Genomic DNA, 17,622 nt, shown 5'->3' on the forward strand with positions numbered 1-17,622 from the left:
TGGAAGTCATGCAGAGGGCCGAACGTAGGCGCATGAGCACTCCAGATCTCGTCCAAGAGCTTGGCTTCCGCGTGGTGGACGAGGAGGACGACGACCCCGTCCTGCTGCGGGCCGACGGGACGCCGGTCGACACCTGGCGGGAGGGGTACCCGTACGGCGAGCGGCTCGCGCGTGAGGTGTACGACCGGGACAAGCGCCTGCTGCAGATCGAGCTGCTCAAACTGCAGTACTGGGTGAAGCGGTCCCAGCAGAAGGTCGTGATCGTCTTCGAGGGGCGGGACGCGGCCGGCAAGGGCGGCACGATCAAGCGCTTCATGGAGCACTTGAACCCGCGCGGCGCCCGGATCGTCGCGCTGGAGAAGCCGACCCAGCGCGAGCAGACGCAGTGGTACTTCCAGCGGTACGTCGAGCATCTACCAGCTGCGGGGGAGATGGTGCTGTTCGACCGCTCCTGGTACAACCGCGCCTGCGTCGAGCGGGTGATGGGTTTCTGCACGCAGGACGAGTACGAGGAGTTCATGCGGCAGGCGCCCGAGTTCGAGCGGATGCTGGTCCGCTCGGGCATCTTGCTGGTGAAGCTGTGGTTCTCGGTGTCGCAGTCCGAGCAGCAGACCCGGTTCACGATCCGGCAGATCGATCCGGTCCGGCAGTGGAAGTTGTCGCCGACGGACCTGGCGTCGCTGGACAAGTGGGGCGACTACACCGAGGCGAAGGAGTCGATGTTCCACTACACGGACACGCCGCACGCGCCCTGGACTGTTGTGAAGAGCAACGACAAGAAGCGGGCCCGGCTGGAGGCGATGCGGCACGTGCTCAGCTTGTACGAGTACACCAACAAGGATCACGAGCTGGTCGGTCGTCCGGATCCGAAGATCCTCGGGCCGGCGGCTCAGGTGCTCGAGCACGGTGAGTCCGCGACGCGGGTGTTCCCGGTTCTCTAGTCCGGTAGGGGGAGCGCGACGGTGAAGGTCGCGCCGTGGGGTTTGGTGTCGGTGACTGTGACGCGGCCGCCGTGGGCGGCGACCAGGGCAGCGACGATGGACAGGCCGAGGCCGGAGCCGCCGGCGCCGGCCGTGCTGCGGGTGCGGGCCGAGTCGGCGCGGTAGAACCGTTCGAACACGCGGGCCTTCTGCTCGGTGGTCAGGCCGGGGCCGGTGTCCTGGACTTCGAGGACGGCTTCGCGGCCGCGGGTGCCGACGGAGACGAGGATGGGCGCGTCGGCGGGCGTGTGGTGCAGCGCGTTGCTGATCAGGTTGCCGAGGACCTGGCGGAGGCGGGCCTCGTCGCCTTGGACGACGGGCGCTTCGGAGTCCGGCAGGATCTTCAGGGCGATGTCGCGGTCGGGCTGGACGGCGTGGGCGTTGTGCAGTGCGTCGGCGGCGATGGGGAGCAGGTCGACGGTCTCCAGGCGGAGCGGACGCTGCTGGTCCAGGCGGGCCAGTAGCAGGAGGTCGTCGACGAGTAGGCCCATCCGTTTGGCCTCGTCTTCGATTCGCCGCATGACATCGGGCTCGACCTCGCCGCCGCGTTGCCGGCTCAACTCCGCGAATCCGCGGATCGACGTCAGCGGCGTCCGGAGCTCGTGGGAAGCGTCGGCGACGAACCGGCGCATCTTGTCCTCGGACTGGCGTGCGGCCTGCTCGGAGGCGCTGCGCTGGGCGAACGCGTTCTCGATCTGGCCGAGCATCTGGTTCAGCGCGAGCGACAGGCGGCCGACCTCGGTCCGCGGGTCGCGCTCCGGCACCCGGCGTCCGAGCTGGCCGCCTGCGATCGCCACTGCGGTGTGTTCGACGTCCTCCAGACCTCGCAGGCTCCGCCGGACGACGTACGTCCCCACTCCCGCGAGCAGCACGAGCAGGATCAGCCCAGCCGCGGCCTGTACCCCGACCAGCTGCTGCACGGTGCGACTGACGTCCTGCAGGTTCTGCGCGAGCATGATGGTCGTGTTGTTGTTGCGCGGTACGGCGAGCACCCGCCAGGTGTCGCCACCGGAGGTTGCCGGCACGTTGAACGGCTGGCCGCGCAGGGCCAGCACCTCGTCATAGGTCAGGGACGGGAGCTTGGGCTTGGACTCTCCTTCGCGCAGGGGAGCTTGGAAGCCGCGCCGTGGGCTGCCGTCGGCGTTCGACACCTGGACGACGAACAGGCTCGGTAGGCCTGCGTTGGCGCCGGGTGGCGGGCCCTCGAAGCGGCCGATCCCGGGCCCGCTGCGAGCCAGCTGGGCGAGTTGGGTGTCCACTCGGTCGACCAGGTAGCCACGCATGATGGTCGTCGCGACGACACCGGAGGCGACCAGCGCGAGTGCGACCAGCGTCAGCAGGATGACGACGATGGTGATGCGCAGCGGGTAGCGGTCGGTGAAGCGGCGGTGCGAGTTCATCAGCTGGGTCCTCGGGGGGTGCGCAGGACGTAGCCGACTCCGCGGACGGTGTGGAGCAGTTTCTGGTCGCCGGTGTCGACCTTACGGCGCAGGTAGGACATGTAGGACTCGACCACTCCGGCGTCGCCGGCGAAGTCGTAGTTCCAGACCGCGGACAGGATCTGGCTCTTGGACAGGACGCGCTCGGCGTTCTCGAGCAGGCAGCGCAGCAGTTTGAACTCGGTCAGTGAGAGCTGGACCGCTTGGCCGGATTTGAAGACCTCGTAGCTGTCCTCGTTGAGCTCCAGGTCCGCGTACCGGAGTACGGCGGTCTCGGGTGCGCTGTGTTCGCGGTGTCCGGATCGGCGCAGCAGGGCGCGGACGCGGGCGACCAGCTCGTCCAGGCTGAACGGTTTGGTGACGTAGTCGTCGCCGCCGGTCTGCAGACCGAGGACCTTGTCCTCGACGGCGTCGCGCGCGGTGAGGAACAGCACCGGTACGTGCCGGTCCTCACCGCGCAGGCGGCGGACGACTTCGAACCCGTCCAGCCCCGGCATCATCACGTCCAGCACGACCAGGTCGGGCTGCACTTCGCGGGCCTTGCGCAGGGCCTCGGTGCCGTGGCTGGCCGTGGACACGTCGTACCCGGCGAAGCGCAGACTCGCGGACAGCAGCTCGACGATGTTCGGCTCGTCGTCGACCACCAGCAGATGCGGGCTCATGGCTCCCAGTGTGCTGCCGCGACCCGTGGGAAACCTGGAAGCTTCCTGGCAATCAGCTGTGAGTCGCCGGGGAGCGGGTCAGCGTGGGCCGCCTTTCCAGCCCCACTTCTCACCGGCGGCCTTGCGGGCGGTGCCGTCGTTGACGCGGACGGCGGTGGCCTTGCCGTCGGCGACGACCGCGGCGACCGTCACAGTGCTGCCGTTCTTGACGTTGGCGATGCCGTCGCGGGCGGAGTTGACCAGCGTTTCGGCGGTGAGCGTGTAGGTGCGGCTGTAGCCGTCCTCGCTCTTCACGGTGAGGGAGTCCTTGCTGACCGCGGTCACCTCCCCGCGCTGTGAGGCGACGGTCTGGTAGCCGCCGCCCTCTTTCGGTACGACGAACTCGCCGTGCAGCGCGCCGCCGAACTGGCCTGGGTGGCCGAAGCCGCGGCCGGGACCGGGGCCCTTGCCGGGCTCGCTGGGGTTGGCCGGAGTGGAGGGGGAGGCGGTGGGAGACGGTGTCGGGTCGGCGTTGGTGGCTGCCCAGGCAACACCGCCCGCAGTGGTGGTCACGGCGACCGCGGCGATGGTGCCTGCGATCCGCCAGCTTTTCTCGGACATCTTCTGGAATGTTGCCATGTGTGTCAGCTTCGCCCGCCGGTCTGAGACGAGGCTCCCGTGCGGCTGAGAAATCCCTGGCAATCAGACCAGGAAGATCACAGCGAACAACCAGACGGCCGCTGCGAGCGAGGTGCCGACGAACTCGATCAGGATGGACAGGCCGGTCGCCCGCAGCGCATGTTTCGTGGAGGCCCACGCCTCGGCGTGCGTCTTGAGCCGCTGCCGCTCCGACACGTAGACGCCGACCGGGAAGCCGACGAACATGCCGACGACCGGGATCACGAAGAAGCCGACGATGCCGAGCAGGACGCCGACGAACATCGAGCGTCTCGGGACGCCGGACTCCCGCAGCTGGCGTTCCGGGACGGTGTACTTGACCACCTGGCTCGCTGCGATCAGAGCCGCGGCGACGGCGAACACGATCCACCCGGTGGTGCTCTGCTCGACGATGGCGCAGACCAGAATGGCCGCCAGGCTCAGGATGGCGCCGGGCAGCACCGGGATGACGATGCCGAGGATGCCGACGAAGATGGCCACACCGACGAGGAGCGTCGCAGCAGTGTTCACATGGACACTCTGCCGTAAAGAGGCGGCCTTTAGGGTGGAAGCATGACCCAGCTACACGAAATGGTCACTGCACTCGCCGCGCCCTGGGTGGTCCTGTCGCCACGCTCGGGGCAGTTGACCGGCTCCGGCGTCGCGGGGGTGTACGCGCGGGACCGGCGGGTCCTGTCCAGGCTGTCGGTCACGGTGGACGGCGTGGAGCCGACTCCGCTGCAGGCTGACGAGCGCAGTCCGTCCAGTCACGAGTACGTCGCTGTCGTGGCCGGCGGGCTGCTGTACCGGCGCCGCGACGTCCAGCGGGACGGTCTGACCGAGCGGATCACTCTGGTCAACAATTCGCGTGAGTCGCGCGAGTACCGGCTGGAGGTTGCCGTAGGCACCGATCTGGCCAGTATCGTCGAGGTGCGCAACGGTACGGCGGAATCGCTGCCGGAGCTGGACAGCTGGGAGCGGTCCGGCACCAGCGTGGCCGTTGACGTGGATCCGGGCCTGGTCAGCACACCACGGCTGGAGCCGGGGGAGCGGTGCACCGTGACGGTCACTGTGGCTATGGACTTCGCGGAATCCGTGTCCGGGTTCGACATCAACCCACCAGTGAACACTTTTCTGTACACCGCAAGTGTTCACTGTAGTGATCACCGGGTTGAGCGGTGGTTCGAGCAGTCGTTGGCCGACGTCCAAGCGCTGCAGCTCGCTGTCGGCACTGACCGCTACCTCGGTGCGGGGCCGCCGTGGTACCTGACCCTGTTCGGTCGCGACTCGCTCATTTCGGCCGGCATGTTGATTCCGGTCGATCCGGAACTTGCTGCGGGCACACTGCGGATTCTGGCTCAGTGGCAGGGTACAGCGGTCGATTCCGACACTGCTGAGCAGCCCGGCAAGATTCCGCATGAGCTGCGCGCGGAAGCGGCCGAACATGGCGCCGGGTTCGTGCTGCCGCCGGTGTACTACGGGACGCACGACGCCACCCAGCTGTGGATCATGACGCTCCACAAGGCGTGGCGCTGGGGGATGCCGTCCGACCAGGTCCGCGAGCTACTCCCGAACCTCAAGCGGGCGCTGGAGTGGCTGCGGGACTACGCGGACCCGGACGGCGATGGCTTCCTCGAGTACATCGACGAGTCCGGCCACGGCCTGGCCAACCAGGGCTGGAAGGACTCCGACGACTCGGTCCAGTGGCCTGATGGCCAGATCGCCACTGCACCGATCGCGCTGTGTGAGGTGCAGGGCTACGCGTACGCCGCCGCCGTCCAAGGCGCCGAACTCCTGGAGGCGTACGGCGAACCTGGCGACGAGTGGCGCGCCTGGGCTGCAGCCCTCCAGGAACGCTTCCGCGCGGCCTTCTGGGTCGACGGCTACCCAGCCATCGCCCTGGACGGCCAGAAGAACGCAGTCCGCGGCCGCGCCTCGAACATGGGCCACCTCCTCGGCACCGGCCTCCTGGACGCCGACGAAGAGCAACGCGTCGCCGAAGTCCTCGCAGCCCCCGACCTGAACAGCGGCTTCGGCCTCCGCACCCTCTCCACCACCATGTCCCGCTTCAACCCCATCGGCTACCACACCGGCAGCATCTGGCCCCACGACACCGCCATGACCATCCAGGGCCTCTACGCCACCGGCCACCACGAAGTCGCCTCGACCTACGTCGAAGGCCTGCTCCAAGCCGCGGAGTCCTTCACCTACCGCCTCCCCGAGCTGTACGCCGGCCGCGGCGCCACCGAAGAGACCCACCCCTCGCCCTACCCCGGCTCCTGCCGCCCCCAAGCCTGGGCCGCCGCCTCAGCCGTAGCCGTCCTGGTAGCCGCCCTCGGCATCGAACCCGATGCCCCCGCCAACACCCTCCTCATCACCCCGCCCCCAACCCTCCCCTGGTCAACCCTCACCCTCAACCTGACCCTCGCCGCCCACCCCCTAACCCTCACCTGGACCCCTGGCAAAACAACAGTCCTGAACGCCCCAACCCACCTCTACCACCGCACCACCTGACTACCGTGGATCGCCGTCTTGCGGCCGAGCACGTCGTAGCTGTACTAGAGCTTGGCGCCCGGTTGTCGGTGCTGGAGGCCAGCGGCCTCCAGCACCGTCTCACCTACTTGGGCAGGAACTGGTTGATACCAGGCGCCAGGCCAGGCTGCCTGGGGCCCCAGTTACCGAGGTTTCGCACCGCGCTCTGCAACTGGCTGGTCTTCTCGGCCGCCGACGAGCCGAGGCCTGAGAGTCCGCGTCCCTTGGCTCCCTTGATCATGTCCCAGCCGGTCGATCCGGTGACCTTCCGGATGCCTTTGAACAGTCCGGCCGCGGCGCCCTGGTTGGCCCATTGGCCGATCTTGCCCGGCGTGATCTTCTCGCCGGTGAGGGCGGCTACGCCGGTGTGCAGGCCGGCGCCGATCACACTCCCTGCCGCGGCGCCGATCACTGCACCGCAGATCAGGAAGGCCGGCCCGCAGGCGAGTCCGGCCACCAGGCCGGAGAGCACCCCGGTGAGGAAGTTCGTGCCGAGGTGCAGAACCTTTCGGCCGCTCTCGGACTGCGCCCAGTTCTTGACGCTGTTCCCTGCCGACGACAAGGCCGAGCCAATGTTCTTCACGTTGTTGGCGACGGCATCGATCTTGTTGGCGACCTGTCTCTTGAACTCGTTCTTGATCTGGGCGCCGGCGCTCTTGGCCACGACCGTCACCTTGGCGGCGAAGGTGACCACTTTCTTGACGATCGGTTTGATGACCGTGCGGTAGACGGTTTTGACGACCTCGACCGTCGCGTTGACGAAGTCGGTGACCTGTTTCCAGAGCCCGGTGGCCGCGTTCTGGACCATTTCGACGACCGGAGCCAGGATCGGCACGGCGACCTTGATCGTCTCGGCCACCCGGTTGATGACGTTGTCGACGGTCGTCTTGATCGCGCTGCCGACGGCCGAGATGACGCTGCTGAACCAGGAGTTGCCGTCGGGGTCGGTGAAGGAGATGGGGCTGTTGTTGGAGTAGGAATAGCCGTTGATGGTTTGCGGGTCCTGGTAGTTGGCCTCCGGGTCGACCGAGATGAAGCGGCCGGTGGTCGGGTCGTAGTCGCGGGCCCCGAGGTGGACGAGTCCGGTGCTCGGGTCGGCGGTGCCGCCGACGAAGCCGCGCTGGCTGGGCCAGGCGGCCGGTGCGGGTCCGCGCTGGTTGCCGTAGGGGTCCATGCGCCGCCGCTGCACGTTCTGTGCCGCGGTGTTGTCGATCACCGTGGTCGCGGTGCCGTGGTGGTCCGCGCCGAGCCAGCTGAGCTGGTTGGCGCCGACTCGGACGGCGACGACCTGCTGGCCGTGCTTGTAGTGCCGGGTGCCGGTCAGCGAGCCGTCGGACTTGAGTAGTACCTCGTTGCCGCCTGGCAGGTAGAGCGTCGTCCCGGACGGGTCCTTGCGGATCAGCCGGTCGCCGTCGGCGGAGGTGATGATCTCGGTGGTCTTCCCAGCTCCGGCCACCTTGGCCAGCTTGCCCTGGGCGTCCCAGTCGAAGGTCTCCACCCCGGCGCCGTTGAGGTTCCGGGTCTTCAGGTTTCCGGTCTCGTCGTAGGTGTAGTTGTCGGTGCGGGTACCGCCCGCGCCGCCGGTCGTGGTGACCGACTGGACCGCGTGCGGCCGCGGCTGACCGGTCTCCGGGTAGTTGTACGTCGACGTCGTCGTACCGCCGGCGCTCGTCCGGGTCTCGGACTTGCGGTTGCCGGTCAGGTCGAACGTCCAGGAGTGCCAGTACGGCGCCGGCCCGCCCAAGGTGTCCTTGTTCGGCGCCGCGGCGCAGTCACCGCCGCCCGGAGTCCACGCCGAGGTCAGGCGGCGCAGGTGGTCGTAGGTGAAGCACTGGGTGTCGGTCGTCTCACCGGCGTCGGTGATCTTGGTGATGTTGCCGGTGGCATCGAAGGCGTACCGGACGATCGAGACCGGCGAGTCGCTGGTCTCCTTCTCCGTGGTGACCTTGTTCATCCGCCGGGTGCCCGGCTCGTAGTCGTACTTCTGGGTGACCGACTTGCCGTTGGCCGACCGCTGGACGAGCTCCTGGACCTCACCCATCGCGGTGTACGCCGTACCGGTGACGTACGTCGTCAGGTCGGAGCTCAGGGTGGTGGGGAGATCGCTGTCGTTGTACCCGTGCTGCAGGGTCTCCGCCGGCAGACCGCCGACGGCCGGCAGCGTCGAGGACGCGATCTCGCCGTCCTCCTTGTAGGTGTTGCCGAACTTGTAGGTCCCGGCCAGTCCACCCTGGGACGACGGGATCACGACTTCCTGTCCCAGCGGCTTGCCGCTCTTGTCGTACTCCGTGTACTTCGTGGTGTACGGCTGGCCGTCCACCCAGTGGGTGCTCGAGCTGATGTTGCCCTTGGCCACGGCGCCGGGCTGACCCGCGACCGGGGTGGCGTCGTACTTCCACTCCGAGAGCAGCTTCTTGGCGCCGGACTTCGGCACCTCGTGGATCGCGGTCTTGCGGCCGATCAGGTCGTAGCTGTACTCCAGCGTGGCGCCGAGGTTGTCGGTGGCCGTCACCAGTTGGTCGAGGTCGTTGTAGGTGAACGTCGAGGTGCCCTTGTCCGGGTCGACCTCCTTGGTCTTGCGGCCCTGGATGTCGTACTCCCAGGTCCATTTGTTCCCGGCCGGGTCCGTCACCATTGTCGGCAGCCCGCGGGTGTTGTACGCGTACGACGTCTTGTCGAACGCTCCGGTCGCTGTCTGGCCCCGGTACTGGCGCAGCTCGGTCACGCGGCCCTCGCCGTTCGTGACCTTCGTCGTCGCCTGCTCACCCTGCTGCGGCTCGACCGTCTCCTCGTTGGCCGAGTTCTTCCGCTTCGTGCTCCACTTCACTGTCTTCGCCGACTTGAACGTCTCTTCGGTCGTGCGGCCGGCGCCGTCGAACGTGATCAGCTTCTGGGTCGGAATGACGTTCTGGTCACCCGCGGCGAAGTTCTCCGCCAGCGGTGTCTGACTCCAGTACGGGCCCAGTTGCTTGGCGGCCAGGCCACGTGAGTCGTACCAGGTCTCGGTGAGCGTGCGGCCGTCGTTGCCGGGGGCCGCGTCCTGCTTCTGGATCGGGCGCAGCAGACCGTCCGACAGGTCGTAGGACTGCTTGACGCTGCCGTCGCTCTGCAGGGATTTGCTGATCACCGAGCTGGTGCCGACGTCCAGACCAAATCGGTACTCGTAGGCCATGTTCGGGACGGCGGCGTTGTCGGCCGTGTAGGCCTTGCCGGTGCCCGCCAGCTTGCGCTGCGCTGCCGGTGAGCCGGTACGGCCGGGCAGCCACACCTTGAGGGTGCGGCCGAACGCGTCGTACTCCGCCTCACTGGCACGGCCGCTCTGGTCGACGACCGCGACCTCCTTGCCCCAGGCCGGTTCGAGCTCCTTCGTGGTGGTGTGGCCGTTGGCCTTGGTCACCACCTGCTGCGTGACCGGTCCGCCGGTTGCGGGGGAGTAGGTCGTCGTGGTGACTCCGCCTTCGGCATCGGTCGCCTTGGCGGGCCGGCCGAGAGCGTCGTACTCGAGCTTGGACTGCTCGTCGTAGACCGGGTTCCCGGCGGCGTCGTAGCTCTTGACGCGTTCGGTCTTGGTCGGGTTGCCCTTGGTCGGGACGGCGTTGATGTCGGTCGCGCCGTCGAAGTAGGTGCGCTGGTCGCTGATCACCTGCTCTTTGGTGTACGGCTGGTCGCAAGCGACCGAGACGGCGTACTCGCGTTTGATGAGCTCGCCCATGCCGGCGCCGGGGTTGCTCGCGTACTCGTAGTAGGTGCAGGTGTCGTCCGCGGAGGTCGTGACGTCGTTCGCGTCGTACTTCGATTTCAGTACGCCGTCGGCGTCGTAGTTGTTCTTCGCGGCCATCTTGCGCAGCCCGCCGCCCGCGACGGTCTGGACCTGGGTGTTGCCGGCCTGCAGCGACTTGTAGGCGTTGGTGGTTCCCCAGTCGCGCTTGCGGGTGGCGGTGGGCTCGGAAACCCACTGGTCGTTGATGGTCCGGTCGACGACCTCGGCGCCGTTCAGCGTGGTCTGCTCGCGGGTCTGGCCCGACAGCGGCTGCAGGTCGGGGACCTTCGTCCCGTTCGAGTCGGTGATCACCGGGTGCTTGACTGTTCCGTCAGCCTTGGTGTCGCCGTCCATGCCCTGGAAGTACCTGGTCTCGGTCACCTGTGGCGGTCCGTCGGTGCCGTCGCCCTTCGTGACCCGGACGTGGCTGTAGCCGCGCCACTGTGACCAGGTCTTCATGCCGATCTCGACCAGGCCGTCCTCGTCGTCCTTACGCCAGGCCGGCTTCGACAGGTATTCGACCTTGGTCACGGCCGGCCGGGTGCTGAGCAGCCGGTCGGTCTCGGTCACCTGCTCGACGACGTACTTGTTGAACCAGTCGGTTCGCTCGTCGCCGTTGTCCGGCGTCCACTTCATCGGGTGACAGCGCCGGGTGTTGTCGTCAGGTGACGCAGGCACGTCGCCAGGCTTGCAATCCGGCCGGCTGTAGTCGACCTTGATCTGGCCGCCGCTGCCGTACCGGACGGTGTTGACTCGCAGCCAGTTCATCGGCGGCAGGCTGTCGCCGGTGACTCGGTTCGCCAGCTGGATGCCGTCGAAGTTCACCTCGGGCAGCTGCTGCGGCGAGCCGACCAGACCGGCCTCGGAGATGCTCTCCAGCCAGAGTCCGGCCCGCGTTCCGTCACCCGGGTCACGGAACGACTGCCGCAACGTCCACGACGAGACGTCGCCGAACTTGTTCTCACCCGTGCGCCACACCTGCGTGGTGACCTTGGTCAGCCGCTTCTTGGTCCAGAAGCTCGGGTTGAACTTGTTGTTGCAGTTGGTCGTCGAGTTGCACTCCTGATCGAGCGGAGTGTCCGGGTAGTCCGCCGGCGTACAGGTAGCGGAGGCGATGCAGCGGTCGGCCGTCTCGAACAGGATCCGCGCGACCGGCTTCGTCTGGTAGACGTTGCCGTCGGTCTGGCCGTACTCGATCCGGGCGACGTTGTTGGCGCGGGTGTACGTACTGACGTTGGTAGCGCTCATGGCGCGGCCGTAGTTGTTCGTCTCGCGGTCGTAGAACAGGCTCATCGTGTTGCCGTTGCGGTCCACGACGTAGTCAAGGGCCCATTTGTAGCCCTGGGTGCACCACGAGTCGGCGAACTTCGCCTTGTGACAGGGCTCGGTCTGGTGATTGCCGAAGACCGGCATGGTCGAGACCGAGCGGGTCTCGGCCTTCTCGGTCGGCTCGGGCTTGTCCCAGCCGGGGAGCTGGTTCAGGCCGAAGTAGTACCGGGTGCCGTCCTTGCTGGTCAGCTCCCAGTACTCGCCGTCACGCGCGCCGTTGTCGGCGCCGGTGAGCCGCTTGATGACCGAGCCATCGTCGTTCTTGGCCCGCCAGGCGCCGGTCGCGTCGTCCTTGACGAGCTCGCCACCGCCGCCGTTGAGGGTGTACGTGGCGTTGTCGGTGGCCCAGCACTGGTCGCCGGAGTCCACCTTCGCGTTGTTCCCGTTCTTCTTCTCGTTCTTGGAGCTGCAGGACGCGTAGCGGCGTTCGATCGAGCCGCCGGGGGCGAACTCGAAGCCCTCGCCGACCCATGACGGCTGGTTGTTCGTGGCCGACGTCCGGCCGTCGACGCCGCCGGAGGAGTAGCCGATGGTGGTCTGGGGGACCGGACCGCCGAGCGCCGGCGGGGACTTCATCGGATAGCTCCAGCTGAAGTCGCCGGACGAGCTGCCGACGGTCCAGGTGGCGGACGGACGCAGCGCGGTGGCCTTGAAGTCGCCCGCGCCGCCGGACGCGGCAGGAGCGATGGCGAAAGTTCCGTCCGGTGACCCGGCCGGAGCGACCGGAACGTCGGCACTGAGTACGCCGGAGGCGTCGTTGACCGTCTTCAGTGGCCTCGGCGTACAGCCTGGAGCTGGTGCGGCTTTACCCACCCCACAGGCCGGGAGCTGGTAGACCTTGAGCCGGGACGCATAGTCGCCGCCGAACGCGTCGCGGAACTGCTGGTAGCTGACGGTCAGCCGGGTCCGGCCGGCTGCGGCCACCTTGTCGGCGCGGTGCAGTTTGAGGACGAATTGGTTGCCCTGTCGTCCTAAGGACTCAACTCGGACCTTGGCCGGAACGGCCTGTGCGACGGCCACGGCGCTCCGGCCCGCGGTCGGCGCCGGAGCCGACAGCCAGACGGGTAGTGGACCGGCCTTGCCTTTGGCCAGCTCGGCGGGCGACACCTGTGCCTTGGTCCGTGGGCTGAAGCCGAGGCGCGGATCGACGGCGGCCGCGGCGGGCTGACTCTCCGCGCTGCCGACGGCCGGCCAGACGACGGTCGGCCGCTTCGTGACATCAAGGTTGCCGGTGGCATCGATCGGAACGGGCCCGAGCCCGACCTGCCGGCTGGGCACCGATTCGAGATCGGTGGTTGCGGGTTCGGAGTCCCTCGTGACGTCGCTCGGTTGCGCGAGCGCGGCCGGACCGTGCAGGCCGACGATCAGCGTCGCGGCGGTGACCGCTATCAGTCCTGCGCGGGGCAGGGCGGACCGGCGTGATCGCCGGCGACCGGGGTGGGCGGACATGGATATACCTCCGGTAATGGACTGTTCAGGGGACCGGGCAAGGCTGGCATCCGGTCCCGGGCCGAACAGGTGTTTCGACCTGGATCGAAGACCCCTTCGACGACAGCTGAAACATGCGCGGCCCTGAGCGGGCTCGGGGATCATCGACGGCACTCCGCCCGCCTTCGTCGAGGGGTCCTTTCGATGTCCGTCAAATACCGCCGGCTGCTGGCGGCGTTCCTGTCCGCGCTCCTCGCCGTCCCGTTGGTCGCGTCCGTCCAGGGCGATCCGCCACCCGCGACGGCGCAACCGAACGCAGTGGTCAGGCCGAGCACGCCGGAGGTGATCGCCACCGACAAGGCCGCCCGCACCGGGCGCCGGGTCGAGGTGACCAGCTGGCGCAGCGAGACCGCGGAGATCTACGTCAACCCGGACGGCTCGAAGACCATGACGCAGCACGCGACGCCCGTCCGCGTCCGGAGCGGATCACGGTGGGTCGCGCCCGATCCCACCCTGCGCCGGCAGCGCGACGGCTTGGTACGCCCAGTCGCGGCCACGGTGCCGATCGTGCTGTCCGGCGGCGGTTCGACAACCCTGCTGACGATGGGCGAGCCGGGGAAACAGCTCGTGATGGGCTGGCCGGACAAGTTACCGGCGCCGCGCCTCAACGGCGGCACCGCCACGTATCCGGAGGTCTACCGGGGCGTCGACCTCCAGATCAAGGTTGCCGTCGACAACTTCTCGTACCTGCTCGTCGTCAAGGATCGCGCCGCCGCGCTCAACCCCGCACTGCGCGCGCTCCGGACTCCCTTCGCGGGCAAGGGGCTGCGAGTGCGCGTCCAGCCGGACGGTTCGACGACGGCCGTCGACGCGCTCGGCGCGACGGTCTTCAGCGCGCCGCCGCCGACGATGTGGGACAGCACCCCAGGGACGCCGCGGCAGGCCGAGGTCGGCATCAAGCTGCGGCGCGGACAGCTCGAGCTCAGCCCGCAGCAAGCTCTGCTGACCGATCCGCGATCCAGGTTCCCGATCTACATCGATCCGTCCATGAGCGGCCGGCTGGCCGGCTGGCTGCACGTCAACGTGCGGATGGGCGGCCAGACCGGCTGGGGCTACGACACCAAGGACGGCGCGAAGGTCGGTCGTGCGTACGAGTCTCGCGCGAACCTGTACCGCTCGATGTTCCTGATGAACCTGACCAACGGCGGCCAGACGATCGCCGGGACCACCGTCACCGATGCCTCGTTCGGGATCGACCTGGACTATTCGCCGACCGGCGCGAAGACACCGGTCGCGCTGTGGCATCTGAAGGACTTCGACACCGGCACCTACATCGACTGGAACAACAACGAACAGTTCTGGCGGGAGCGGCTCGCGACTCGTTCGGCCGAGGCCTATCCGCCGCCGGAGGACGAACCGGTGCTGTTCGCGAACGAGCCCCGAATCGTCGAACTGGTCCAGCAAGCCGCGAACGACCGGCGTACGACGATCGCCTTCGGCCTGCGGGCGCCCGACGAAGGCGCCGAGAACCAGTGGAAGAAGTTCAAGCCGGACAGCGCCGTGCTGTCGATCACCTACAACACGGCGCCGCGGGAGCCGAAGTCGCTCAACCTGATCCGGCCGCGCCCGTGCGGGACCGCGGACGCGCCGACGCCGATCAGCACCCGGACGCCGCAATTCTCGGCGGTCGCGAACGATCCCGACAGCGGGGACGCGGTGACCACGACGCTGGAGATCCGGAACGCGGCGGACGTCGTCGTCCACACCAGCTCGGTCGGCAAGACCGCGACCGGCGCAGCCTTCTCCTGGGCCGAGGTGCCGGCCGGCACCCTGAACGAGAACGAGGTCTACCGTTACCGTGCGTTCACCCGGGACGCCTTGGTCGCCGGCCCGGCGACGGCCGACTGCTACTTCGTGATCGATTCGCTCAGCCCGGCGACTCCGGCCGTCGCCTCGGCCGACTTCCCGGATGGCAGCCGTAAGACGCCGGCGTACCAGACCGGCACGGTGACGTTCCGGCCGGCGGCGGGGCAGGAGAGCGAGGTGGCGGAGTACGTGTACGGCTTCGCCTCGGACAAGCTGGCGATGCGCACCAAGGCCGGCGCCAGGGGCGCCGCGACGGTGCCGATCACGTTGACGCCGTCCGGGCAGACCGGTTCGTTCGATCGGGAGCTCTACGTGGTGGCCGTCGACAAGGCCGGCAACCAGAGTGAGCCGACCGAGTCGTGGGGGCTGCGCGCCAAGGCCGGCGGCACGGCCCCGGCGCCCGCGCGGGGTGACAGTAACGGAGACGGCAAGGCGGACCTGAACGCGATCTTCGACCAAGGGTTCGGCCGGACCGCGATCTGGACGATGCCGTCGGCCGGGGCCGCTTTCCATCCCGGTGTCATGAGCTGGGACACAGGCGAGGGCGGCGCCTTCTCGCTGACCAGGAGCCGCGCCGTCCAAGGCGACTGGGACGGCGACGGCCGCGCGGACATGGCGTTGCTGCGGGAAGGCGCCGGCCGGCAGATCTGGCTGTACAAGTTGCGGGCCGAAGGCAACCGGTACGAGGCCGGCAGCGCGAGCTGGACCAGCGGCGCGAACGGGTGGCCACTGAGCACCGCCAGAATCGTCGCCGGCGACGTGGACGGTGACACCAAGGCCGACATCGCGGTCCAGAACGCGACCGCCGACGGCGGCTTCGAGGTGCTGGTCTTCACCGCCGCGAGCAACTTCGCCCAGCCGGTGAAGTGGCTGACCTCAGAACCGTCGGCCCAGTGGACCCGTAGTACGCCAGTGCTCGCCGATCTGGACGGCGACCGGAAGGCGGACTTCGTCAGCATGCGGAACCTGGACGGCTGCCGCACGTCGGTGGAGGTCTTCCGATCCAGCGGCACCGGCTTCGCCGCGGGGGCGTCGGCGTACGACTCGGGGGCCGGCAACTACTGTTGGGAGAAGAGCAAGATCACCGTCGGCGATCCCGATGGGGACGGCCGCGACGACCTTGTCGCGCTCTACGAGGACACGCCTGCGAAGGTCTCCCTGCAGGTGTTCAAGCCGAGCGGCGCGACGCTGTCCCGCAGCGCCTGGTGGACGGTGACCGACAACGAGCTGGACCTGTCGAAGACCAGCCTCTCGGTCGGTGACTTCAACGGCGACCGGAAGGACGACATCGCACTGCTGTACGCTGGCGGGTCCACGCCAGGCGTGCGGGAGGCGTTCACTCAACTGTCCACGGGAGCGGCCTTCGGCGCCCGGCTGCAGACCTGGTCGGGCCAGGTCGACGCGGTGACCGGGCCGAAGTTCGAGCTCGAGCACCGCGCGTACGACTTGGTCAGCAAGAACAGCAACAAATGCCTGAACGTGGAGTTCGCCAGCACGGCGGACCAGGCGCGGTACATCCAGTACGGGTGCCTGCCGGTGGATCTCAACGCCCGCTTCCGGCTGACGCCGATCGCCGGCACCGATCAGTTCAGCGTCCGCCCGATGCACAGCATGAAATGCGCGGACATCGCGGACGTCGGTCTCGAAGACGGTCGCCAGCTGTTGCAGTGGCCGTGCGGCAGCGGCAGTGGCGAGCCGACGGCGAACCAGCAACTGACGGTCGAGTACATCGAGGGCACCAGCTACGACACCGTCGTCCAGCTGCGGTTCGCGCACAGCAAGAAGTGCGCCACGGTCTTCCCGGACGGGGACAAGACGATCTTCGACGACTACGCGCCGATCAAGCAGCAGACCTGCGGGCAGCTGACGACTCAGCAATGGACGCTGCGGCCGTCGTACAACCCGACGCAGCTCGGGGAGAACGGCGACGCCCGCTATCGGGTCGAGGCCGCGACGTCGCACCATGTCCTCGATATCGAGCACTGCATCGCCACGGACAAGATCCGGATGTGGGAATGGGTGCCGGGCAGCCCGTGTCAGCAGTGGAAGCTCGAGAGCCTGGGCGACGACGTATACAAGATCGTCGACCCCAGCAGTAACCGGGCGCTCGACATCCGCGGCTGCTCGAAGCTGCTGAAGGGCACCGTGATCGCCTTCCCCAGTAACAACTCCGAATGCCAGCGCTGGCGGATCGAACCGAGCCCGGACGGCAGCTACGCGGTCACGTCGGTGAGCACCGGGCTGGCGCTGGACGTCGACAACTGCAATCCCGCCAAGGGCACCGGCCTGATCACCTGGACGTACCACGGCGCGAAGTGCCAGCGGTGGTTCTTCATCAAGCAGTGAAGGCGGTGAGGAGGGCGATGGTGGCTAGGAGGAGGTAGACGGCGGCGGTTAGGTGGTTGCGGAGTCTGGTGGGGGTTCGGGGGGAGCGGAGGCGGCGGCCGATGGCGGCGGCTCCGAAGGCGTAGCAGAGGTCTAGGGCGAGGCCGATGAGCATGGTGGCCAGGCCTAGGAGGAGCATCTCGGTGCGCAGTTGGGTGGGGGTGGCGTTCTGGGTGGTGAATTGGGGGAGGAAGGCGAGGAAGAAGAGGGCGGCTTTGGGGTTGAGGAGGTTGACCAGGACGCCGTCTCGGTAGATGCGGGACAGGGGGGCCGGGGGGATGCCGCCGGGGGTTTCGGCGGTGGGGGCGGTCAGGGTGCGGATGCCGAGGTAGGCGAGGTAGAGGGCGCCTGCGACGGAGATGGCGGTGAAGAGGCCGGGGGAGGCCTGGACGACTGCGGCCAGGCCCAGGGCGGCGACGACGACGTAGACGATGGTGCCGGTCTCGATGGCCAGTGCGGAGACGACTCCGGCGCGGCGGCCCTGGGTGAGGCTGCGCAGTGAGATGTACAGGTTGTTCGGTCCGGGTGTGCCGACCAGGACCAGGGTCGCTCCTGTGAAGCCCAGAACCTGCGCGATACCCATCGACCCGCCTCTACTCGTGGTG

General features: G+C 68.1%; 9 protein-coding genes. 3 read left to right on the plus strand and 6 right to left on the minus strand.

The features are described 5' to 3' along the window. Positions 1-32 precede the first annotated feature (32 nt). The gene (gene ppk2, locus ACZ6ZD_RS28245; RefSeq protein WP_465676941.1) at positions 33-941 is read left to right on the plus strand and encodes a polyphosphate kinase 2; all 909 of its coding nucleotides are present in this window, start codon (positions 33-35) and stop codon (positions 939-941) included. On the opposite strand, the gene ACZ6ZD_RS28250 is transcribed toward ppk2, so the two are convergent. From ACZ6ZD_RS28250 to ACZ6ZD_RS28265, 4 genes are all read right to left on the minus strand, one after another. Next, a complete protein-coding gene (locus ACZ6ZD_RS28250; RefSeq protein WP_465676942.1) occupies positions 938-2,380 on the minus strand; it encodes a sensor histidine kinase in 1,443 nt (480 codons plus the stop codon). The two genes, ppk2 and ACZ6ZD_RS28250, sit on opposite strands and share 4 nt — an antisense overlap. After that, a complete protein-coding gene (locus ACZ6ZD_RS28255; RefSeq protein ID WP_465676943.1) occupies positions 2,380-3,081 on the minus strand; it encodes a response regulator transcription factor in 702 nt (233 codons plus the stop codon). Before ACZ6ZD_RS28255 ends, ACZ6ZD_RS28250 begins: the two co-directional genes overlap by 1 nt. A 78-nt stretch (positions 3,082-3,159) precedes the next feature. Next, positions 3,160-3,681 (minus strand): hypothetical protein, encoded by a 522-nt coding sequence (locus tag ACZ6ZD_RS28260; RefSeq protein ID WP_465676944.1) that lies wholly within the window; start codon positions 3,679-3,681, stop codon positions 3,160-3,162. 81 nt (positions 3,682-3,762) lie between these two features. Continuing rightward, the gene (locus tag ACZ6ZD_RS28265) at positions 3,763-4,248 is read right to left on the minus strand and encodes a DUF456 domain-containing protein (RefSeq protein ID WP_465676945.1); all 486 of its coding nucleotides are present in this window, start codon (positions 4,246-4,248) and stop codon (positions 3,763-3,765) included. 42 nt (positions 4,249-4,290) lie between these two features. Here ACZ6ZD_RS28265 and ACZ6ZD_RS28270 point away from each other — a divergent pair, with 42 nt between their 5' ends. Then, on the plus strand, positions 4,291-6,231 hold the full coding sequence (locus ACZ6ZD_RS28270; RefSeq protein ID WP_465676946.1) for a glycogen debranching N-terminal domain-containing protein: 1,941 nt from the start codon (positions 4,291-4,293) through the stop codon (positions 6,229-6,231). A 103-nt stretch (positions 6,232-6,334) separates the two neighbouring features. Here the strand turns inward: ACZ6ZD_RS28270 and ACZ6ZD_RS28275 are convergent, their stop codons facing one another. Next, complete coding sequence (locus ACZ6ZD_RS28275; RefSeq protein WP_465676947.1) at positions 6,335-12,787, minus strand: RHS repeat-associated core domain-containing protein; 6,453 nt, start codon at positions 12,785-12,787, stop codon at positions 6,335-6,337. Positions 12,788-12,970: 183 nt separating this feature from the next. Here ACZ6ZD_RS28275 and ACZ6ZD_RS28280 point away from each other — a divergent pair, with 183 nt between their 5' ends. Next, positions 12,971-16,978 (plus strand): RICIN domain-containing protein, encoded by a 4,008-nt coding sequence (locus ACZ6ZD_RS28280; protein ID WP_465676948.1) that lies wholly within the window; start codon positions 12,971-12,973, stop codon positions 16,976-16,978. On the opposite strand, the gene ACZ6ZD_RS28285 is transcribed toward ACZ6ZD_RS28280, so the two are convergent. Further along, entirely contained in the window at positions 16,968-17,600 is a 633-nt protein-coding gene (locus tag ACZ6ZD_RS28285; protein ID WP_465676949.1) for a LysE family translocator, read from the minus strand. The two genes, ACZ6ZD_RS28280 and ACZ6ZD_RS28285, sit on opposite strands and share 11 nt — an antisense overlap. Between the last annotated feature and the right edge of the window lie 22 nt (positions 17,601-17,622).

The sequence above is a fragment of the Kribbella sp. NPDC104218 genome, from assembly GCF_055584105.1.